The organism is Wolbachia endosymbiont (group B) of Germaria angustata (assembly GCF_964026725.1).
In the GTDB taxonomy this organism is placed as follows: Bacteria; Pseudomonadota; Alphaproteobacteria; order Rickettsiales; family Anaplasmataceae; genus Wolbachia; species Wolbachia pipientis_C.
Genome location: NZ_OZ034691.1, coordinates 615,698 through 636,328, shown reverse-complemented (window position 1 = coordinate 636,328; position 20,631 = coordinate 615,698). Strand labels below are relative to the sequence as shown.

Genomic DNA, 20,631 nt, shown 5'->3' with positions numbered 1-20,631 from the left:
ACTATTTATTTTTTAAATTATATTCACTGTGCGTATATAAGTTAAGAGAAATCGCATGTACTTGTTCTATTTCACTCTTTAATAATTCATAGATCAATTTATGCCTCTTTAAAGAGCTCATTCCAGAAAAGTCATTAGATATTAATACTAATTTGATATGTGAAGGTAGTGTCGAAGAAGAAGCAAAATAATGATCTACATGCTTTGCTGATTCATCGATAATATTAATATCAATTACACCTATTGAATCGCGTAATTTTTCTTCTATTGTCTTAATAATATCCACAATAGTTCCTTTAAGCAACAATACGCTCCTCTTGTCATCCAACAGTATCTGGGCACTGGGATGACAATCGAATTACTTATTCTCTTCTTTATTATCCATGTCTTGATAATCAGAATCTACTACTTTTTCTTCCTCATTATTTGTTGTGGATGAGCTTTCTCCACCTTGTTGTTGTTGAGATTCCTTATACATAGCTTCTCCAAGTTTCATAGATAACTGAGAGAGGTTAGTAACTTTCTGTTGTATTGAATCAGCATCATCAATGTTGTCAGATTTACTCACTTCCTTTAACTCATTAACTGCATTTTCAATAGCAGATTTATCTTCTGGAGAAATTTTATCACCATATTCTGTCAGAGATTTTTCTGTAGAATGAACTAAACTATCCGCTTGATTCTTCACTTCAATAAATTTCTTACGCTTTTCATCTTCTTGTGCTTTTTCCTCAGCTTCTCTCACCATCCGATTTATTTCATCCTCCGATAAACCACCTGAAGACTGAATACGTATTTTTTGCTCTTTTCCAGTAGCTTTATCCTTTGCAGAAACATGCGCTATTCCATTTGCATCTATATCAAATTTCACCTCAATTTGAGGAACCCCGCGAGGAGCAGGTGGTATTCCTTCTAAACTAAACTGACCAAGCAGTTTATTATCAATCGCCAATTTTCTTTCACCTTGATGTACCTTAATTATAACGGCTGTTTGGTTATCTTCTGCAGTTGAAAACACCTGAGATTTTTTTGTGGGAATAGTAGTATTACGTTCAATAAGTGGAGTGAACACTCCCCCTAGAGTTTCAATACCAAGAGAAAGTGGAGTTACGTCAAGTAGTAACACATCTCTTACATCACCTTGAATGATTCCCGCCTGTATTGCAGCTCCAATTGCTACAACTTCATCAGGGTTAACCCCTCTGTGTGGATCTTTGCCAAAGAATTCTTTAACTTTCTCTATGACTTTTGGCATACGAGTCATGCCACCAACAAGAACTACTTCACCAATTTGACTAGCAGACAAACCAGCATCTTCAAGAGCTTTTTTGCAAGGAATTATAGTCCTTTCAATTAAATCATTCACTAAACTTTCAAGCTTTGCTCTTGTTAGCTTCATATTTAAGTGTTTTGGGCCACTTGCATCAGCTGTAACAAACGGTAGATTTACTTCTGTTTCCATTGCACTTGACAATTCTACCTTTGCTTTTTCTGCAGCTTCTTTGATTCTTTGCATAGCCATTGGATCGTTTTTCAAATCAATGCCATTACTTTTCTTGAATTCAGCCAGTAAATAATTTACTACTGCATTATCGAAGTCTTCCCCTCCAAGGTGAGTATCACCATTTGTAGCCTTTACTTCAAAAACTCCGTCACCTATTTCAAGAACTGAAACATCAAATGTACCACCACCAAGATCATACACTACTATTGTGTGTCCGTGCTTTTTATCAAGACCATAAGCAAGTGCTGCAGCAGTTGGTTCGTTAATTATTCTGAGGACATTTAATCCAGCAATTTTTCCTGCATCTTTTGTTGCTTGACGTTGAGAATCATTGAAGTACGCCGGCACTGTTATCACAGCATCCTTTACTTCTTCCCCAAGATAAGCCTCAGCTGCTTCTTTCAGGTTTTGTAGTATAAATGCACCAATTTGACTAGGAGAGTATTCTTTACTATCAGTTGTTTTAATCCATGCATCACCATTTTTTGCTGCAAATACCTTATACGGTACACCTAGATTCTTCATTTCAGGATCGCTATATTGGCGACCTATCAATCTCTTAGTTGCAAAAAAAGTATTATTTGCATTGGTAGTTGCTTGCCTTTTTGCTGGAGCACCAACCAACCTTTCTCCAGACGAAGTAAATGCAACTATAGACGGAGTAGTTCTTGCTCCTTCTTTATTCTCGATTACTTTTGCATCCTTGCCTTGCATTATTGCAACACAAGAATTTGTTGTTCCAAGATCTATACCTATTGCTCTTCCCATAACGAATACTCCCTTTTAAATATTATCTGATGTAAAATATATAAGTATAAAACTCGTTAATTACAAGTCCCGTTTAGTTATTAGAGCCCAAAAGGCGCGAAAGCCATTTAGTTAACCAAAAGTTGCCCGGTAGTTTACCAGCTTCTTTATCCCTGCTATTCACAATTTGACATCCAGAATTCTGCAATGGCTTATAATCATTAAAATTAATATGGTCTCCTTGCTTTAAAATAAATGTATCTGCATCTAAACTATTATCAATACTAACATTTAATGTAATATTGAACTCTTTTTCGATTGTAGAAACCATATCACGCTTATTATTAAAAATGTGTGCTATAACTGCACTGCGTGCTATTAAATCAAAGGACTTATTTTTATTAGCAATATGTTGCAAATCCCTTAGTATCGATGCAACAACCACTTCGTTTGATTTCACTCTTCCAATACCTTTACAGCGTAAGCACTCTGTAGTATTAATTTCCTGTATATTTGGTTTAATTCTTTGTCTTGAAAAGACCATTAAACCAAAGTCATTGATAAAGCTAAATTGAACTTTAGCTTTATCATCTTTAAACGCCTGCTTGATAGCAAATTCAACATTTTTGCAATACTCAAGTTTCAACATGTCAATAAAATCAACAACTATTAACCCTGATAAGCCCCTGAGATTCGCTTGCCTTGATATTTCAGATAATGCCTCCATATTAGTTCTATAAGCTGTTTCTTCTATGTTATCTTCTCCTGTCATTTTCCCTGAATTTACGTCTATTGAAACAAATGCCTCAGTTAAGGTTATCACCAAAGACCCACCAGATGGCAATTCTACTCTATTGCTATATAATTCAGAAATTTGATCTTCGACTCGATAGTAAGTAAAGATTGGAACAAAGCCTCTATATAACCTAGGACGTAATTTTCCTTGTAACACATTTTTAGTGTATTTTCTTACCGCTTCACAAACTTCTCTATCAGATACTATAATTTCTGTATCATTACTACAAAAGTCACGTACAGATCTCATAACTACATCTGCTTCGTTGTAAATTAATGATGGAACATTTAAAGAAGAGAAGTTTTGCTGGATATTTTGCCATAATAAGGTCAAATTATTGTAATCTTGCTCAATTTCTTTCTTACTTTTTCCTGCACCAACAGTTCTTACTATCAAACCTGAGCCTTTTGGTAAATTTATTGAATTTAATATATCCTTTAACTGTTTTCTAACGTTGGTATCTTCAATTCTGCGAGATACTCCACCCCTACTTATGGAATTGGGCATGAAAACACAGTATCTACCGACCAAAGTTACGTATGTTGTAAATGAAGCTCCTTTATTTCCTCGTTCTTCTTTAGTTAATTGAACTAATAACTTTTGATTTACTGAAATCACATCTTGTAACTTATATTTTCTATGTAAAGGTACCCCCCTCACAAAACCACTGCTGGATTCATTACTAGCTGTAGAATCTAGGCCTTCTTCTGTGCAATTATCATTTGAACAGTCCACACCGCTCGCATAGTCTTCATCAGGGAAAATTTCCTTCTCTTTTTCTGGAATATTAAAATAATTTAGAGATATCTCAGAAAAAGACAAAAAACCTTGCTTATTTTTTCCATACTCAATGAACACGGCCTGCAAAGCAGGCTCTATACGCTTTACATAAGCAACGTATATATTACCTCTTAATTGTTTTTTTTCCTTGAATTCTTGTTCAAACTCTACAACCCTACCATTAACTAGTAGGGCAACCCTTACCTCGTTAGAACAGGTAGTACTTTCTATCAACAATAACCTTTTGCCATCACTCACCACTTATTTACCGTCTACTTTCCATTCTGAAATGTTCTTATGCTACTTAATATATTATTGATTGTCAAGAATTTTGCGATCTGCATTATTGGGTTGACTTTCAGTGTTTTGCGTAATAAACTTGCGTAGAGTTTATTATGTCACTAACAATTATGGCGAAAAAAAATGCTTCTTTGCTTGTCAAGCTAGTTAGCACTGCAACTAAAACAACAAAAACTGGAGAAGAGAAACTAACAGGCTATTTTTGTGTAAAAAAACGTAATCCTAAGAACCTTCCCAAGAAGCTCGAGTTTAGGAAGTATGACCCAGTGGTCAGAAGACACGTATTATTTAAAGAAGAAAAATTAAAGTAAGTATATTATCATGCAAAGCTTACAGCTAAAAGGAGTGTAGCTTATTGCTCACTAGTTATACTGTTTTGCATTAGAGAAAGTTTGTTTGAGGTTTTGAAAGATTACGGTAACTTATATAAGTTACGGGAAATTGAGCCACCTGAATAAGGGCTGAAAATGGTAGCGTTTTTGTCCTGATCTGGTCTTTTTATTGCTTAAATGGGACTTGATCTGACACTTTAAATGATCCAGATAGTCTATATACCATCACACTCTGGGACCATACACTTAGAGGTTGTTCACAAACTTTTGAATTCTTTTGTTAAACTTTTACAGAAAAAAAAGATATTTTAAGAGCTCAAAATCTATCTTTATCTGCAGACTTTTTTCATTAAACTCATTAAAAAATGTGGCGTATCTTCTTCAGCGTACGTGGGTGCACACACATACTTAATCTCTGTCGTATGTGCGCCGCACTTTTTTTTCTATCTTTTTTACACAGGAGGATTTTATGTCCAGAATGCCAGATACTTGATCTTTACTTTAGCTAAAAACCAATAGGCGCCTATGATTTTTATAAAGAAAGTTTGGAAAATAACCAAAAACCACTTGCCATAAAAAGTAACTATATTAGTATGATATTCACATTTATATGCTAATATAGATATAATCAGATTAAGGAGTATATTATGGTAAAATTTACACAAGATTCTGCTTCATTGACAGTGCATGGTGTTGATTTACTTAATTTGTGCCACAGACAGTGTGAAAATAAATACGAGGGTAATGATTTATTGACAAAAATTAATAGATCTTAGTGTAAGGCTGACTGTAATAGAAAATTAAAAGCTCCTGAACACCATTCACCAGAAAAAGTAACACTTAGTGAACAGTTAACAGATATTGCAAGTAATCTCCGTTTTGAGAGCATAAAATTATCGCTTATATCAGATGAAATAGACAATTACAATTCAATGTCTTTTTAATTAGAGTAAAAGAAGATATTGGTTATCTTCTTTTTTTTTATTTCTATTATTAACTACTTGAATTTAAGTTCGTTCAGGCAAGATAATTATGAGTAAAAATAGCAGATGCAAGTAGCTGGCACACAGCTGTACTAGCATTCATTTTTGAGGGCATAGCAAATGGTGTCATTCAAGTAGCTGACATTGGCTTGCCCTAATCTCATCAAGAACGTTGTGCTTTAACATAATATTTTTATGCTTACCAACTTAACTGAATCCCAGGCTGGGATGATATACTTCTGGTAGATAATGTCGGTATAGTTGTGATTGGAATAGAAAGCACTAAGTTTGCAATGCTATCTGAATAGATAAAAGAACTCATTACTCAGTGAAACAAGACTTGAAATTTTGTGCAATGCTGCTGATTATATCTAGATATGCATCCTTTCCAGGCTCTACATCTGATCCAATAGGATCAAGAATCACCATTTTTACGTCACTAGAAAAGACATTAGGCTTTATGCTATCCTCTCGTGAATGAGAAACAATACATTTAACGTTTTCCTCTTTCATTACCTTTTTTAATTTCATTAAACTCTTCATACCTATGTAAGAATCTTCTTCTATAGAAAGAATGGCGCTTGGGTAACTTAAATCAAAATATTTTTCGAAATATTGATAAGCATCGTGAGTAACTATGTATTTTTGATTTTTTAACTCATCCAATTCTTTCGTAATTTTTTCTACTTCTTGGTCTATCTTTCTTATAGCCTCCTCTGCGTTAGTATTGTATCGATAGGCATTTTCTTTATCTATATTAGATAATGTTGCACTGATAGAAAGTATCATACTTTTTGCATTTTCAGGGCTCAGCCAAATATGCAAATCTTTTTCATCTTGAATGTGACTAGAAAATGAATGTGTTCGAGCAGGAAGTAGATCGATTGCACTTGATAGCGGTATTAACTTCTTATTTTCTTTAGCGAAAGTTTTAATGAATGTTTCCAAAGAATCATCGATATAAAATATAATATTGCTAGATTCTAATTTACTTGCGTCTGAAGGCCTGAGCATGTAGTTATGTTCAGACACTACTTCGTACATTAGTAGTTCTGGCTTTGAAATTCCATCTGTAACAGAAGCTACAAGTGAGTGTATAGGTTTGATTGTAGCTACAATTTTTAAATTGGATGAAAAGGCACTATTGTAGTATAATGTAAATGAAAGTAATAGAAAAAAAAACAGTAAATGTCTCATATAAATGTTGAGAAGAAGTCAATTTTTGACAAAAAATTAAGTAGTGTCAATAACTGCATTCTAAAAATAGAAAACCTTACTCTTTCATACGGTAATAAAAAAGTTCTTGATAATATCAACATATCAGTACAAAGAGGAGATATAGTTACAATACTTGGTCCAAATGGCGGAGGTAAAACCTCTTTAGTGAAAGCAGTTGCTGGTATAAATAAAAGTTTTATTGGCAGTATTGTATTCGCTGACAATATAAAAATTAGCTATATGCCACAAAATTTTAGTATTGGTAATTTGATGCCAATAACAGTTGAGTCTTTCCTTTTCAATAGCTCCTCGAAGAAATTGAAGAAAAATCAACCCATTGTTACAGAAGCAATAGAATTGGTTGGTATCGGTAACATTCTAAAAAATCAAGTATTAGAAATCTCTGCAGGACAAACACAATTACTGCTGCTTGCACGCTGTTTAATTTCAGAATCTGATTTGATCATTTTAGATGAACCAGTCAGTGCAATGGATATTAACGCACGAGCTAAATTTTATGATATTATAAATAAAATCGCAAAAGAACGATCAGTGTCGATTCTCATGACTTCTCATGACCTTAACTCTGTTCTACCATCCTCAGATTACATAATTTGCATAAATAATACTATCTATTATCAAGGTAAACCTGATGAAATTATGGAGATAAATGAAATATTTGGCAGTTACGCAGCGAAATGATTCAAAATATTCTACGTCTTCTGCAAATAACTACAGTGCTAACACGCTACAATGTGTTACCTTATTTACTTCCACCATCAAAAAAATCAATAAATAAAATACAAGGTCATAAACTAAAGCGTGCTCTTGAAAGATTAGGTCCGGTGTTCATTAAATTTGGGCAATCCATTTCATCACGCACTGATATTTTAAATGAGGACATAACAAATAACTTGCTATTGATATGTGATAGATTGCCATCATTTTCGTATAAAATAGCAGTTAAAACTATAGAAAGTGAGTTTAATTGTAAATTAAGCGACATTTTTTCAAGTTTTTCTGAAAAGCCAATTGCAGCAGCATCAATTTCTCAGGTGCATAGAGCAGTTACAATTGAGGGTAAGGAAGTTGCTGTAAAGGTTTTGAGGCCAAATATTGAGAAAACATTCTCAAGGGATATAAAAATGCTTTCTTGGCTTGCAGAAATTGCAGAAAAATTTAGTGAACAATCAAAAAGGCTGAAGCCAGTTGAATTAGTCAAAACTTTTGCTGAAATTTGCCGATTAGAGTTAGATCTACGTTTTGAGGCTGCCCACTCTTCGGAACTGAAGGAAAATACTAAACATGACAGAGGTTTCTACGTACCTGAAATAGATTGGAGTAGAACTTCAAAAAAGGTTTTAACATTAGAATGGATGGAAGCTATACCAATATACGAAGTTGAAAAGCTGAATAACCGCAAGCAAATAGCTATCAATCTTATAGAATCTTTTTGTAATCAGGTATATAGGGATTGTTTTTTTCATGCTGATATGCATCCTGGAAATTTAATGATCAATAGTAATAACAATATTATTGCCCTGGATTGTGGAATCATGGGTAGAATAGATCGTGAGACATGCTATTACGTTATAGAGATACTCAAAGGCTTTTTAAATAGGGATTATGATCACGTTGCAAAAATGCACTTTAGAGCTGGTTATGTTCCATCACAACATAGAAATTTTGTTACAGCTTGCAGAGCAATAGGTGAACCCATTGTTGGACAGCCTATACAGAAGATTTCATTTGCTCGATTACTTACTCAGCTATTAAAAATAACTGGTGATTTTGATATGAAAGTTCAAACACAATTGTTATTGCTGCAGAAAACTATGATTTTATTAGAAGGAACATGTAGGAAAGTCTATCCAGAAATCAATATGTGGAAAGTAGTTGAAACATGGATAAACAGTCAACATGAAAGTAAAATAGGGTATAGGGAAAAAATTAAAAGCTCTTATCCCATCAAAACAATCCAAGGAATATTTAGCCTTATAGAAAAATTAAACCTAATAGCTGACAAAAAATTACAGGTGAAAAATAAATCAAATGGAAAAGCCTACTTTTTACTTTGGTCTGTAATTATAATTCTCATCGTTAAACTTTTAATTTCTTGAACTAAAAGATAATAAAAGCAAGTTTACAACAACTATTTAAGTCTTGAAACCACTTAGGTTTACATTCACCTAAGATGTTTTCAATATTTATAAAAATTTTCAGTAGAGTTTAGAGAAGAAGTAAAAACCTTAACTCCATCATAAACTGATAACATTACCAAATTCAGTGCTTGTCACATCACTCAGTACTGTACTTGCTTTATATGAACAGTAGCATCCAATTGTAAGGAAGACAAATGCAGCTACAGCAAGTGAAATACATATTTCTAAATTCGATACTGTTAAACATGAACCAACAGCAAACGCTCCAGATAACACAAAAGAGGCAGAGGAATAGTTACTTTGCCTTCTATTATAAATGCTTGCTTCTGAAAGTTTTCTGTTTTTGTTATTTAAGTCTTGATTTTGAGTTTGAAGTTCTGATCTCTGTTGACTAAAATCCCTTTTTAACTGTGAAATTTTGTTAGTGTCTCTTTCACTTACAACCCTATCCAACTCTTGCTCTTTTTTTCTAAGTTGAGTTTTTGTTCTTTCAAGCTCATCTCTAAGGTTTTCAAGTTGACTTTTTTCTCTAGTAAGTTGAGTTACTTGATTAGTGAGAGTGCTAATCCTTGTTTGCTGAGCTGATCTTTCCTGTCTTAAATCCCTTTCTAACTGTGAAATTTTGTTAGTGTCTCTTGTTTTTTCACTTACGACCCTATTCAGCTCTTTCTCTTTTTCTGTAAGTCGAGCCTTTGTTCTTTTAAGTTCACCTTTCAGATTTTCAAGTCGCTGCAATTCTTGAGAAATAAACTCATCGTTTATTTCTGGTTGAACATTATGTGTATTTGCTGAAGGCTGTTCCATACTTGCAGGGAACTTTTCATTTAGATAATGTATAGGTTCATTAACATTTCTCAACACATCAGTGATAATTGCACGATTTATGAAGCAGTTACCTTCTACTAATTTTTTTACATCATTCAAATCTTTTCTATTAATAGCATCAGTTAATCGCTCTTTCATAGCTTGTTCAATGATTTGCTTCAATCTTGAATTTTGCTCTATAGCTGGTATTGGCTTTATTTGACTAAAATCTAGCTCCTTATGTTTTAAAAGTTTTCTCAATACTTCTTCGTTACTTTCTGTTATTCCTTGTAAACATATTAAGCTAAGCGGCGTTTCCATTTCTCCATTTGAATTTCTTTTCCAACAATTAGGGTTGAAATCTTGATTTAATAGTCTTTTTGCTTGGTCAATATTTCTGTTAGAAAGAGCATTTAATAATTCTTTTCCTGTTTGTGCTTTTTGAAATTCTAATTCTATTATGTCCTCAAATCCTCTTGTAATAAGATCTTTAGGGACTTTATTGTGATAATTTTTAATATCAGCTTTTACATCTGGGTGTGTGAGCAATCTTTTCACTATATCTACAGCTCCAGTCCAGCAAGCAATATGTAAGGCAGTATCTTTTTGTATGAAGGATGTTCTTACACTCTTCCTTACACCATCATATATGTAATTGAAAAGTATAGGTGTACCTTGATCATCGATGTTATCTACATTTTGACCATTGCTACAATATATATATTGTAACGGTCTCACTTCTGCCACTTCCTCACCACGAAATAAATATACCGGACGCCCAAATTGATCTCTCTTGTGCTCTTCTTTATAAACAGGTTGCTCACTTTGAGCGTTAATATTGATAATTCTTTTTTGTATAAGCAATTTAGCCATTTTCTCTAACGCAGCCTGTCCATCACTGCTGGCAACATAGGAATTAGCAATAGACATCAAAGGTGTCAAGCCTTCTTTATCAAACTCATTAACATTCGCACCTTCTGCCAGAGCTCGCTCAAAATCTCCTAGATTTTCTTCATCAATAGCTTTAAATAATTTTGTTGTTGATTGTCCTGAAGTTGTTTGATTTTGAGCTCGTAATGCTGTATTATTAACAGCACTTTTTCTAAAACCTACATTACTTCTCGAAAGCATACTAAATTCTCCTCAATCTATAATTTATTAACATAATCATAAAAAAAACAAAGAAGATTGTAAGTAATTTAGTTAAAAATTTTAGAATTAATTATGATTCCAAAAATTTTTCTGCATCAAGTGCAGCCATGCACCCTGTACCTGCTGCAACTACTGCCTGGCGATATACCTTATCTTGAACATCACCAGCAGCAAACACCCCTGCCCTACTGGTTAGAGTTGTTCCAGGTTTCGTAATTATATAACCTTGCTGATCCATTTCAACAAAGCCCTTAAAAATACCTGTATTTGGTGCATGCCCAATTGCAATGAACACTCCATCCACTTTTAATTCCTGAACTGTATTGGTTTTCGTCGATTTAACTCTAATACCAGTAACTTTTTTAGGATTTTCTTCTCCAAGAATCTGCTCTACGGTATGATTCCATATTACCTTTATCTTATCATTTTTAAAGAGCCTGTCTTGCATTACTTTCTCTGCTCTTAACTTATCATGCCTGTGTATCAGTATAACTTCCTTAGCAAATCGAGTTAAAAATATTGCTTCTTCAACAGCAGTATTTCCACCACCAACCACAGCTACAACTTTATTCCGAAAAAATGCACCATCACAAGTTGCGCATGCCGAAACTCCGTAACCTTGAAATTTCTTTTCACTCTTCAGGCCAAGCCACCTCGCTTGCGCACCAGCTGCGATTATAATTGCATTCGAATAGTAGTCACTAGCATTACCACAAGATCTAAATCTATATTCATTAGAATCCTCAAGTTGTTCAACGCTTTTTATTTCGTCATCTATTATCCTTGCCCCCACCTTCTCTGCATGCAACCTCTTCTGTTCCATGAGTTCTGGACCTTGTATAGAAATAAAACCTGGATAGTTTTCAACATCCGTAGTAATTGTAAGCTGACCACCAGGTTGCATTCCTGTTACTACAATTGGCTCTAAATTTGCACGTGCTGCATATATAGCAGCAGCATAACCCGCTACTCCAGATCCAATAATAAGAACTTTTGTACTCAATTTATAATTCTGCACTGTGTGAGTTTAGATAATCAGCCACTCCTTCATCGCTTGCCTGCATTGCTGGCTTACCTTTTTTCCACCCTGCTGGACATACTTCACCATGCTCTTCATTATGTTTTATTGCATCAATAATTCTAATAAACTCATCGATATTACGTCCCAAAGGAAAATCATTTATCGATTGATGACGTACAACAAATTTATCATCAATAACAAAAGTTGCTCTTAGTGCAATTGAGTCATCATATAAGACCCCATAGTCTCTTGATATAGACTTTTTGATATCAGACACTAAATTGTAGCTAACCTCTCCAATACCACCATCATTAACTGGAGTGTTTCGCCATTTATAGTGTGAAAATTTTGAATCTATACTTATTCCTATCACTTCAACATTACGTTTTGAAAAATCTTCTATTTTGTTGCTAAATGATATCAACTCAGTTGGACAGACAAAAGTAAAATCAAGTGGATAGAAAAAAAGGACAGCATACTTATCCTTTATATGTTTACTTAAACAGAAATCATCAACTATTTTTCCACTAGCAAGAACAGCCGAAGCAGTAAAATCGATAGCGGATTTTGTTACAAGATTCATAACTAACCTATTCATTCTTAATATTTATAATTTTATACCTTGATACATTTACATGCAAGTTTTCTTTAGCCCCAATCTTATAAAAACTTCCTCTTATGGCTGTAAAAATGTTATTATAAGAGCTAATTTTCATGAGTAGGGAAATACCCAAATATTACTATCTTTCACCTTTTCTCCCTTCAAATTTTTTAACCATTTCTTTTACACTTACATTCGTGGAAGGTAAATTTTTGCTGGCAAGATGGTTGATCGAAGATTTTTTATTCCCTACTGGAAATGAACGAGATTGTTTTCTCTTCACACTGATATCCGTTTGTGTTACTGAAGCAGTTTTGTTTTCAGCAGGCAACACGTTCTTTACTTGATTTCGCTCAAATCTTTCTTTTAATGCCTTTACTTTACTACTCTCGCGAGTCACTTCTTTTTTCATAGCAACTACTAGTACTTTTGGTCCATCAGCTTTTTTTTGCTGATTCTTTACCATCTTGATTTTCAGATTTTAGTGGTAGTGTAGGGTTACTCTCAGCTGATTTTTCCACTACTATTTTTTGCTCTGTGCTTACTTTTTCGCCTAAATCTTTAGGCTTTGGTGGTACTGCAGGTTTATCTTTTTTCGGTTCTTGTCTAATTTTTGATTGATAGTAAACATTTTCTCTGGAACTGGTGGTACTCTTGGTGGTTTTGGTGGTGCAAGAGATTGAAGTTGTTGTTTCTTCCTATTTTCTCTTTTTGCTTCTATATGTTCTTTAGGAATTGTTGCATAAATCGGCTCCTCTTTAATTGATTGTAGATTACGCAAATCTTTCGTTAAAGATTTGCTTTTTTCCTCTTGATAATTTGATATTTCTTCATACTCAGGATCTTCGTTTAACGAACCTCCATAACCTGAATCTTCTCGCTCATATAAGAGATTTTTCTTTTGCTGTCTATTTTCTAAATTTACTCCATATGACCTATATTTATCTTGACTTCTTTCTATTCGCTCTAAATCTGAAATTTTTTGAATAACATCTGTATATTCGATTACTGTTCTAGCAGTTGAAGGAGGCAATTTATCTTTTATAAAATTACTTATATTCCTAATCGAAACATCTCTTCCTAATATTCTATTGAATATCCTAAGAATTAATGGCTTTTTATTTGCCTTCTTTACACAATTATTCAAGTCATCACGTATAACAAGTTTAGCTACATCTTCTGCCTTATCTGTAAAACCCTCTAAAGCATGAGATAAATCTGTTACTGTTTTACCATATTGTTTCTCTGAATTCCCTAGCTTTATAGCTTTGATCAGAGAATCGAGATTTTTTTTATAATCCTCACTTTTAAATGGATCATTCATACTAATTGTAATATTTTATTGAAATATAGATCTAAAATATTAAGATCTAGTGAATATTACTTTTTTAGTTCATATATAGCTATAGTTATACGGCGATAATGCGTAGCAGAATAACGATTTCGTCATTCTAGTATCTGCTGTTACCCCTTATCTAGGTGTGTAAAAGTGAAATCTAGTTTCGCTATATAACACAGTCTCATACAAGTAGCTTCTCGATTGAGAGTTGTCTTCTGCATTGAGCTCAACATTATTTACTACTTTTTCAGTAATAATTTCGGCAAACTCAGGAGAAAGTTCTTTTGCAGAAAATGCAGCATGTACAGCATTTTTAACAAAGAAACACGTAGCAAGTGCAAATACTGCTGTTGGTACACAGCACCAATATACTAAAAAAAGTTGTAGAAGCTACTAAAGTAAATATTGCTTGAAGCATAATATACTGTTTATCAATGCCAACATATTCAGCCATCAATTTTCTAATTTTGTTATTGCTGCCGTATGGCAAAAAATATCTTAATAAAAGCTGTTACACTATTACTAGCAAGATATCAATCACGCTCTATTGGATCTACATTTTGATTTAAAATCGCCTATTTTCTTGCACCTTTTTGCCATTCATAGAATGTTAACTTTAAACCTCTTGGCTACAAATGCTCTACTTTCCCCTACATCCAATGCTTTTTTCCTTAAATCATAACTATATGCTACTGGCATTCACATCTCCTCGCTACTTTACCTATTCCACCATGTTCACACTATTAGGAAAAGAGCTATAATTTTCAACACTAACAAAACTACTTCCTAATCTTTTACACAGCAACCTATAAAACTTAATTCTGTGAATATATGATCAACAAAAAAAAACTTTGAGAAAAGGAAGAATTATCTTCTTCCTTACTGTTACACGCCTAGACTAAAATAAATTTGTTCTGATAAATCAACATTATTTAAATTCTCACTAGGCTTTGACATTTTATATGTAATACCACCAGCAACAAGTCCAGTGAGTACAGCAGCAGCCATAGCTATACCAATTATAGGCAATACCGGTAATGCAGCACCAAAATACAATCCTAACCCAACTGCCAATGCAGCTATAACACCACAAACATTACCAATGATTATTGGTTTATTAGTAGTTTTTACTATATCTTTAGTTATATTTCCTTCAGTTTTAGGAACGATGCTTTCAGCCATTGAAGACTGTTCATTACTTTCACAATCGGACATAATACTTATTTCAGATGTACTACTTTCATCAGTTATATTTCCTTCAGTTTTAGGTATGCTGCTTTCATCTACTAAAGACTGTTCTTTACTTTCGTAATCAGACATGATCTTTTCAAGTACTGTTAGCCAACCATCAATTTTAGCTTTTTGCTCTTCATCTTGCTCTTGATTTTTTAGTATTTCTAAAATATTCTTGGTTTTGTTAAGATGATCTTTTTTTATACTAGCGAAAACTGCTTCTAACATATCATTATCTTGAGCTACATCTAAAATAATTTTAATGCCTCTCTGACTAACTTCCTGATTAGTAAGATTTATAGCAAAGCTAAGCGGTTTTAGAGTATGTTCTTGATCATATAAAGACCTGATCTTTATATTCTCAGTAGTAAGAACTTTTTCTAATAACTCTTTATCTTTTTTGGCTATATTTAGAATAGTATTAATGCCTATCTGATTATTAAGAATTATAGCATAGGCAAGTGGTGTTAAAGTAATTTCTTGACCATCTAAAAACTTGATCTTTATATTCGCAGTAGTAAGAATTTTTTCTAATATACTATTTTTTTTAGCTACATCTAGAATATCTTGAATGCTTTCCTGTTGTTTTTTATTTATAACAAAGCCAAGCGGTGTTAGAGTATGTTCTTCACCATCTTTAAACTCTATACATTTCACAGTAGTAAGAATTTTCAGCAAATCCTCTTTTGAAAATCCTGTAAGAAGATCAATAATATTCTCATGTTCTTCCATCGCAGCCTGTAACTTACCATATAATTCTTGTTGTGTTCCGTTTAACTCTTCATATTTTGGCATATAAAATTCTCCTATTCAAAATAATAATATACTTTAATTATTATATATTTAAGCAAACAAGTCAATAAATTAATAAAATGCTGTGGTGCCAAAAACACTCAAACAAGAAAAAGTGCTCTGGTGCTCATTCTTTGTTTATAAATAATATTCTTGATTCAATCCTTTGCTTTCTTCTCAATATATCTACATATCAGAATAGACAGCTCATATAATATCAACATTGGAATTGCAAGCCCTACTTGGCTTAGTACATCAGGTGGAGTTAAGATTGCAGCAATAATGAAAATTACCACTATCGCAATTCTCCGTTTATTTGACAAACTTTGTGCAATGATTAGCCCTACTCTCACCATTAAGGTTAGTATGACTGGAATTTGAAATGCAGTACCAAAAGCGAACGCGAATTGAAGAACAAGGTCTAAATATTCACTAACTGATGGCATAAACTCTATTGGTATACCGAAAGATTTACCGCTATGTTCAAAAGCAATAAAAAATTTCCAGGCTAAGGGAAATATGTAGTAGTAAACTACAGCGGCTCCCATTACAAACAAAACCGGTGTTGCAATTAAGTATGGCAATAACACCGCCCTTTCTCTTTTATATAAGCCAGGTGCTAGAAACATATAGAATTGCCATGCAAACACAGGAAAAGAAAACAACAGTGCACTCATTATTGCAACCCTGAGATATACAAAAAACGCTTCTGTTAAGTCTGTATAGATTAGAGAAAAACCATTACTATCTTTTGTAACTTCTATTAAAGGTGCAAGTAAAAAGCGGTATATATTTTCTTTAAAGTAGTAACAAAACCCGAAGGTAACACAAAAAAATAGAAAGCAAAAAATAACCCTTTTTCTAAGTTCCGCAAAGTGCTCATAAAATGAAGCATATTTTTGTGAGTTTTCGTTCATACTTTACAATAACGCTATATCTAACATTCTCAGTGAAAAAGCCCATTCATTGTCATACCATGCTGCAACTCTACAGATATCACCTGTGACATATGTACCAGCTAAATCCACAATTGCACTATAAGGGTTATGGACAAAGTCTATTGAAACTAAAGGCTCGTTACATACGGAAAGCACATGATTTGCTGAATTTTTAAATATTTCGTTTATTTCCTTAGTTGTTGCTCTCTTATCAGCTAAAAATTTAAAATCAACCATAGAAACGTTGCTAACCGGAACTCTAATAGCAGTACCATCTAGCTTACCCTTTAACTCAGGAATAACAGAACCAATTGTTTTTGCTGCTCCAGTTGTAGTTGGCACCATAGAAAGGCCACAAGCTCTTGCCCTGCGTAAGTCTCTATGGTTGCCATCAAGAATATTTTGATCATTCGTATAGGCATGTATAGTGGTCATAAAACCGCTTTTTATACCTAAATTGGAGTGTAAAATGTGTACAATCGGAGCCAGACAGTTTGTAGTACAAGAACCTGCTGAGATCACTGTATGCTCCTTTTTTAGCATATCGTTATTTACGCCGTAAACTATAGTTACGTCAGCATCTGAAACTGGAGCAGAGACAATTATTCTCTCTGCATTATGCTTTGCTGCTTCCGCACGCTTGTTGAATGCACCAGTGCATTCAAGTACTACATCAACATTCCAAGGAATATTTTCAGGGCTACGTTCTCTATATAAAGAAAATTTCCTGCTATTTATAGATAGCCAATTTTCAGACTCGTTAAAATCAATATCGCCGTTAAATTTGCCATGAACAGAGTCATATTTAATCAAATGTACATGCTGCTCAGCACTGAGCGACCCATTTACCGCCACAACTTCTATTTGCTCGCTATAGTTTTCTACTTCAAAAATAGCACGCAATACACTTCTGCCTATTCTACCAAGACCATTAATTCCTACACGAATTGTCATTTTTCCATCTTAAAAGTTTAATTATAGAGGATATTGCCTGATATTTCATTCTATTCTTTTAGTTGTTAATCCTAATGTTATAATATATTGATTGACTAAAGAAACTGTATCACTTAATTAATAATGTCTAAATTTTAACTTGGAGTAGGTTATGCATGGATTACCAATGACAAATTCAGATAATTAGTATCAGCAAAGAAAAATAGAAGCATTGCAAAAAGAAAATAAAGGACTGTCAGAAAAAGTGAAAACACTACAGAAAATGTCAGTGCTGCACAATGAAATGCTAGTAATGCTACAGTGGAAATCAATAACAGAGAAACTGCGCACAGAAATATTAAAAAAACTGCTAGAAGCACCTCAAGCAGCAGTAGCATTTCAATTAGAAGAAAGAGATGAAGATCAGCAAGTAATAGAAGACATACTGGATATGCAAGAAGAATTTGAATCTTCACAAAATTTGGAAAGTACTACTATTGAACAAACAAATATTCAAGGACAGAGCATATAGCTCTTTCCTACTCTTCAGAGTTAGCTAAATAGCTGACTCTGAAAAGTAGATAACATTCTTTTACCTTTTTTATTTAGTAAATTCCTTAATATTTCTAATTATAAAGAACCCGTCAGTTATTTTTGTATTTTACGGCTAAGGATATTACTCTTTGGTATTTTATACTTTAATATATTAATATAAATCTTGATTAAGTAACTATAGTACTATATTATTTAACTCAATATTAATGATAATTATTATGGATTTAAAAAACTTACAACAAGAGTTGCTTGGAATAATTTTTCTCATACTTGCACCAGCTAGTGCAGAAGAAGAAAGAGATATGAAGGAGCGAGCATTAGAGATTATAGGTATATTAAAAGATCATATTAATGATGATATAGAAATGAACAATCTGAGAATGACAATTTTAGACTGCATTATCCTGTGTGATAGTCAAGATAACGTAAGGTTAAATAACAGATCGTTATTAGACTTAGAAGATGCCGTCAAAAGTATTGGAGGGAAAACTTCACAAGAGTTAGGGCGAGTAAATCAGATTCCACAGCAACCAAATAGTATTGGGTTAGCGTTAGCAGAAGCTACAATACAATATGAGGCGCATGTGAGAGAAATGGAAGAGAGAAATGTAAGGATTATCACCTCAATTGGAGTATTAGGTATAACAGCCTTAGGAGTTAATCTTGGAAAATCAAAAGTGAGTGAAATTATTGGTACAACACTTGGAGGACTATTATCCATGCCAATAATGGTCATGTTACCAGCATCAATAGCAGTAGCGTTAAAAAACAGGAATTCAGAGCTTAGAGAAGTAGTACAATATTCTCTTGATGCAACAAGTAAACCGTCAAGGATTGGGTTAGTAGCAGCTTTAGGAGCAGGCGCGATGATGTTAATTAACAATATAACTAGCAGCAGCACTGAAACAAATATGGAATTATTAGGCCCTGGTTTTATAGCTGCAACTGGAGCTGGAATTGGTGCTGCATTGTCAACGGCTTTAGCGAGAAGGATGTTTGCTACTATCTCTACAAATTTGGAAAGTGTTGCCACTGAACAACAAAATATTCAAGGACAGAGCATATAAACTTGTAATAGTTTTAAACTATTACATATAACTTTCTCTACTTCCTTCTTTATCGTTACCCCGGGTGTTGTAAAACTGGGGTAACACCTTCCGCTACGCAAATCACCTACAAAACACAATCTTTTTATTCCCCCAAACAATTAGTTGTGAATTTAAGCAATCATATTAATATAGTAAGTATTTACTTAATATACTAGTATTTACCTTGACTAAACAATTATAGTGCTGTATAATTTGTACTTAAGCTTTAATAGTGAGGTGTTGATGGACGCACAAGAATTAGAAAACTTACAGAAAAGTTCATCAACAAAATCCCAAGATGCTGGGGAGAAAACATCAGAAGAGTTGGAAAGAAATTTAAACCCGAATGAAGCCAATAATGATATATTCTAAAATCTATCAAGAATACGAGATGGACAGAGTCATTAATGAATGGTTTTATAGCCGCTGTTTCTTTGGGATTTGGCTTCCTTCTAGGAAAAATTCTACAAACGAAGCTGTTTCTACAAATCTAGAAAACGCTGCTGTTGAACAACCCAATGTGCAACAAACCCTACCCTTATGTATATAAAATGACAAATTTTATAACTAAAAAAGTACTTCCCCATTTTCAAAGCACTGCATATAATAGAATTATATTACAGTGCCTTATACTCATCCTGAGATATAGGAAAACAATCTATACAACATTTTAAGCTGGCTCAGAGCGCTGGCAAACCCAATACCATAATTTACAAGGAGGACTTATGAATAAGAAATTTCTCTATTCACCATTATCAATAAAAAGCATAGAAGAAAGCGGAGTATTTTCTGGCTATGCGAGCGTTTTTAATATAGTTGATAAGCAAAATGATCTGATATTGCCTGGAGCATTTAAGAGCAACTTAAATAAAAGTCAGATAAAACTTCTTTGGCAGCACAACCCAAGTGAGCCTATAGGTAATATTACAGATATTTGCGAAAATGATATTGGCCTATATATAACTGCACATTTGCTTTTTGGTATTCAAAAAGCAGAGGAAGCATATTTAATGCTCAAAACTGGAACTATTAACGGGCTTTCGATTAGCTATATACCGATAGAGTATGATGTTGATCATGAAAGCGGAGCTCGAGTGTTAAAACAAGTGGAGCTATGGGAAGTTAGTTTGGTCACTTTCCCTGCAAATTTGGCAGCTCAGGTAATCAACGTGAAAAATCAGCACAATGAACAAGAAATGTTAGCAAGAGCAATAGAAAAAGCAAATTCTGTGCTTACGAACATGTGTATTTCTACTTAAAATCTATAAAAATTTTCATACAATTTAACATTTATATTATAATTTATTTAATAATTATATTAATATATATAACTTCAATACTTTGAAAATTAGG

At 33.4% G+C, this 20,631-nt stretch carries 20 protein-coding genes and 1 pseudogene; 8 read left to right on the top strand and 13 right to left on the bottom strand.

What is annotated here, in order from left to right:
• Position 1: 1 nt before the first annotated feature.
• The 3 genes from AAGD63_RS03135 to AAGD63_RS03125 all read right to left on the bottom strand — a co-directional run bounded on the left by AAGD63_RS03135 (position 2) and on the right by AAGD63_RS03125 (position 4,088).
• A complete protein-coding gene (locus AAGD63_RS03135; protein ID WP_341812968.1) occupies positions 2-286 on the bottom strand; it encodes a BolA family protein in 285 nt (94 codons plus the stop codon).
• A gap of 72 nt (positions 287-358) precedes the next feature.
• The gene (gene dnaK / locus AAGD63_RS03130; protein ID WP_341812967.1) at positions 359-2,272 is read right to left on the bottom strand and encodes a molecular chaperone DnaK; all 1,914 of its coding nucleotides are present in this window, start codon (positions 2,270-2,272) and stop codon (positions 359-361) included.
• 73 nt (positions 2,273-2,345) lie between these two features.
• Complete coding sequence (locus AAGD63_RS03125) at positions 2,346-4,088, bottom strand: Rne/Rng family ribonuclease (protein WP_341812966.1); 1,743 nt, start codon at positions 4,086-4,088, stop codon at positions 2,346-2,348.
• A 149-nt stretch (positions 4,089-4,237) separates the two neighbouring features.
• On the opposite strand from AAGD63_RS03125, the gene rpmG reads away from it, so the two are divergent.
• Together rpmG and AAGD63_RS03115 are read left to right on the top strand one after the other, a co-directional pair.
• On the top strand, positions 4,238-4,438 hold the full coding sequence (rpmG, locus tag AAGD63_RS03120; protein WP_012481745.1) for a 50S ribosomal protein L33: 201 nt from the start codon (positions 4,238-4,240) through the stop codon (positions 4,436-4,438).
• 668 nt (positions 4,439-5,106) lie between these two features.
• Positions 5,107-5,235 carry a hypothetical protein gene (locus AAGD63_RS03115; RefSeq protein ID WP_264374830.1) on the top strand — a complete coding sequence of 43 codons (129 nt, stop codon included), beginning with the start codon at positions 5,107-5,109 and terminating at the stop codon, positions 5,233-5,235.
• Positions 5,236-5,763: 528 nt separating this feature from the next.
• Here the strand turns inward: AAGD63_RS03115 and AAGD63_RS03110 are convergent.
• Complete coding sequence (locus AAGD63_RS03110) at positions 5,764-6,639, bottom strand: zinc ABC transporter substrate-binding protein (RefSeq protein ID WP_007302707.1); 876 nt, start codon at positions 6,637-6,639, stop codon at positions 5,764-5,766.
• On the opposite strand from AAGD63_RS03110, the gene AAGD63_RS03105 reads away from it, so the two are divergent.
• Together AAGD63_RS03105 and ubiB are read left to right on the top strand one after the other, a co-directional pair.
• Positions 6,631-7,362: a metal ABC transporter ATP-binding protein gene (locus tag AAGD63_RS03105; protein ID WP_341813788.1), complete on the top strand. Its 732-nt coding sequence runs from the start codon at positions 6,631-6,633 to the stop codon at positions 7,360-7,362. The two genes, AAGD63_RS03110 and AAGD63_RS03105, sit on opposite strands and share 9 nt — an antisense overlap.
• The gene (gene ubiB, locus AAGD63_RS03100; RefSeq protein WP_341813787.1) at positions 7,359-8,780 is read left to right on the top strand and encodes a 2-polyprenylphenol 6-hydroxylase; all 1,422 of its coding nucleotides are present in this window, start codon (positions 7,359-7,361) and stop codon (positions 8,778-8,780) included. Before AAGD63_RS03105 ends, ubiB begins: the two co-directional genes overlap by 4 nt.
• Positions 8,781-8,918: 138 nt before the next feature.
• Here the strand turns inward: ubiB and AAGD63_RS03095 are convergent, their stop codons facing one another.
• The 9 genes and pseudogenes from AAGD63_RS03095 to gap form a co-directional block, all read right to left on the bottom strand.
• Entirely contained in the window at positions 8,919-10,757 is a 1,839-nt protein-coding gene (locus AAGD63_RS03095; RefSeq protein WP_341813786.1) for a hypothetical protein, read from the bottom strand.
• Between the two features lie 91 nt (positions 10,758-10,848).
• A complete protein-coding gene (trxB, locus tag AAGD63_RS03090; protein WP_341813785.1) occupies positions 10,849-11,796 on the bottom strand; it encodes a thioredoxin-disulfide reductase in 948 nt (315 codons plus the stop codon).
• A complete protein-coding gene (locus AAGD63_RS03085; protein ID WP_010401485.1) occupies positions 11,783-12,382 on the bottom strand; it encodes a peroxiredoxin in 600 nt (199 codons plus the stop codon). Before AAGD63_RS03085 ends, trxB begins: the two co-directional genes overlap by 14 nt.
• 157 nt (positions 12,383-12,539) lie before the next feature.
• Positions 12,540-12,866, bottom strand: coding sequence for a hypothetical protein (locus AAGD63_RS03080; RefSeq protein WP_341813784.1), 327 nt, complete (start codon positions 12,864-12,866; stop codon positions 12,540-12,542).
• Positions 12,867-12,953: 87 nt separating this feature from the next.
• Positions 12,954-13,724, bottom strand: coding sequence for a hypothetical protein (locus AAGD63_RS03075; protein ID WP_341813783.1), 771 nt, complete (start codon positions 13,722-13,724; stop codon positions 12,954-12,956).
• Positions 13,725-14,285: 561 nt separating this feature from the next.
• A pseudogene (locus tag AAGD63_RS06145) lies at positions 14,286-14,438 on the bottom strand (IS630 family transposase); the annotation flags it as partial.
• A gap of 186 nt (positions 14,439-14,624) precedes the next feature.
• Positions 14,625-15,767, bottom strand: a complete 1,143-nt coding sequence (locus AAGD63_RS03070; RefSeq protein ID WP_341813782.1) for a magnesium transporter — start codon at positions 15,765-15,767, stop codon at positions 14,625-14,627.
• Positions 15,768-15,922: 155 nt separating this feature from the next.
• On the bottom strand, positions 15,923-16,681 hold the full coding sequence (tatC, locus tag AAGD63_RS03065) for a twin-arginine translocase subunit TatC (protein WP_341813781.1): 759 nt from the start codon (positions 16,679-16,681) through the stop codon (positions 15,923-15,925).
• Between the two features lie 3 nt (positions 16,682-16,684).
• Entirely contained in the window at positions 16,685-17,656 is a 972-nt protein-coding gene (gene gap / locus AAGD63_RS03060; RefSeq protein ID WP_341813780.1) for a type I glyceraldehyde-3-phosphate dehydrogenase, read from the bottom strand.
• A 211-nt stretch (positions 17,657-17,867) separates the two neighbouring features.
• Between gap and AAGD63_RS03055 the strand changes: the two genes are divergently transcribed.
• From AAGD63_RS03055 to AAGD63_RS03040, 4 genes are all read left to right on the top strand, one after another.
• Positions 17,868-18,167, top strand: a complete 300-nt coding sequence (locus AAGD63_RS03055; RefSeq protein WP_341813779.1) for a hypothetical protein — start codon at positions 17,868-17,870, stop codon at positions 18,165-18,167.
• Positions 18,168-18,408: 241 nt separating this feature from the next.
• Positions 18,409-19,257 carry a hypothetical protein gene (locus tag AAGD63_RS03050; protein WP_264331159.1) on the top strand — a complete coding sequence of 283 codons (849 nt, stop codon included), beginning with the start codon at positions 18,409-18,411 and terminating at the stop codon, positions 19,255-19,257.
• Positions 19,258-19,521: 264 nt separating this feature from the next.
• Entirely contained in the window at positions 19,522-19,650 is a 129-nt protein-coding gene (locus tag AAGD63_RS03045; RefSeq protein ID WP_006013643.1) for a hypothetical protein, read from the top strand.
• 353 nt (positions 19,651-20,003) lie between these two features.
• The gene (locus tag AAGD63_RS03040; RefSeq protein ID WP_341813778.1) at positions 20,004-20,537 is read left to right on the top strand and encodes an HK97 family phage prohead protease; all 534 of its coding nucleotides are present in this window, start codon (positions 20,004-20,006) and stop codon (positions 20,535-20,537) included.
• Positions 20,538-20,631 lie beyond the last annotated feature (94 nt).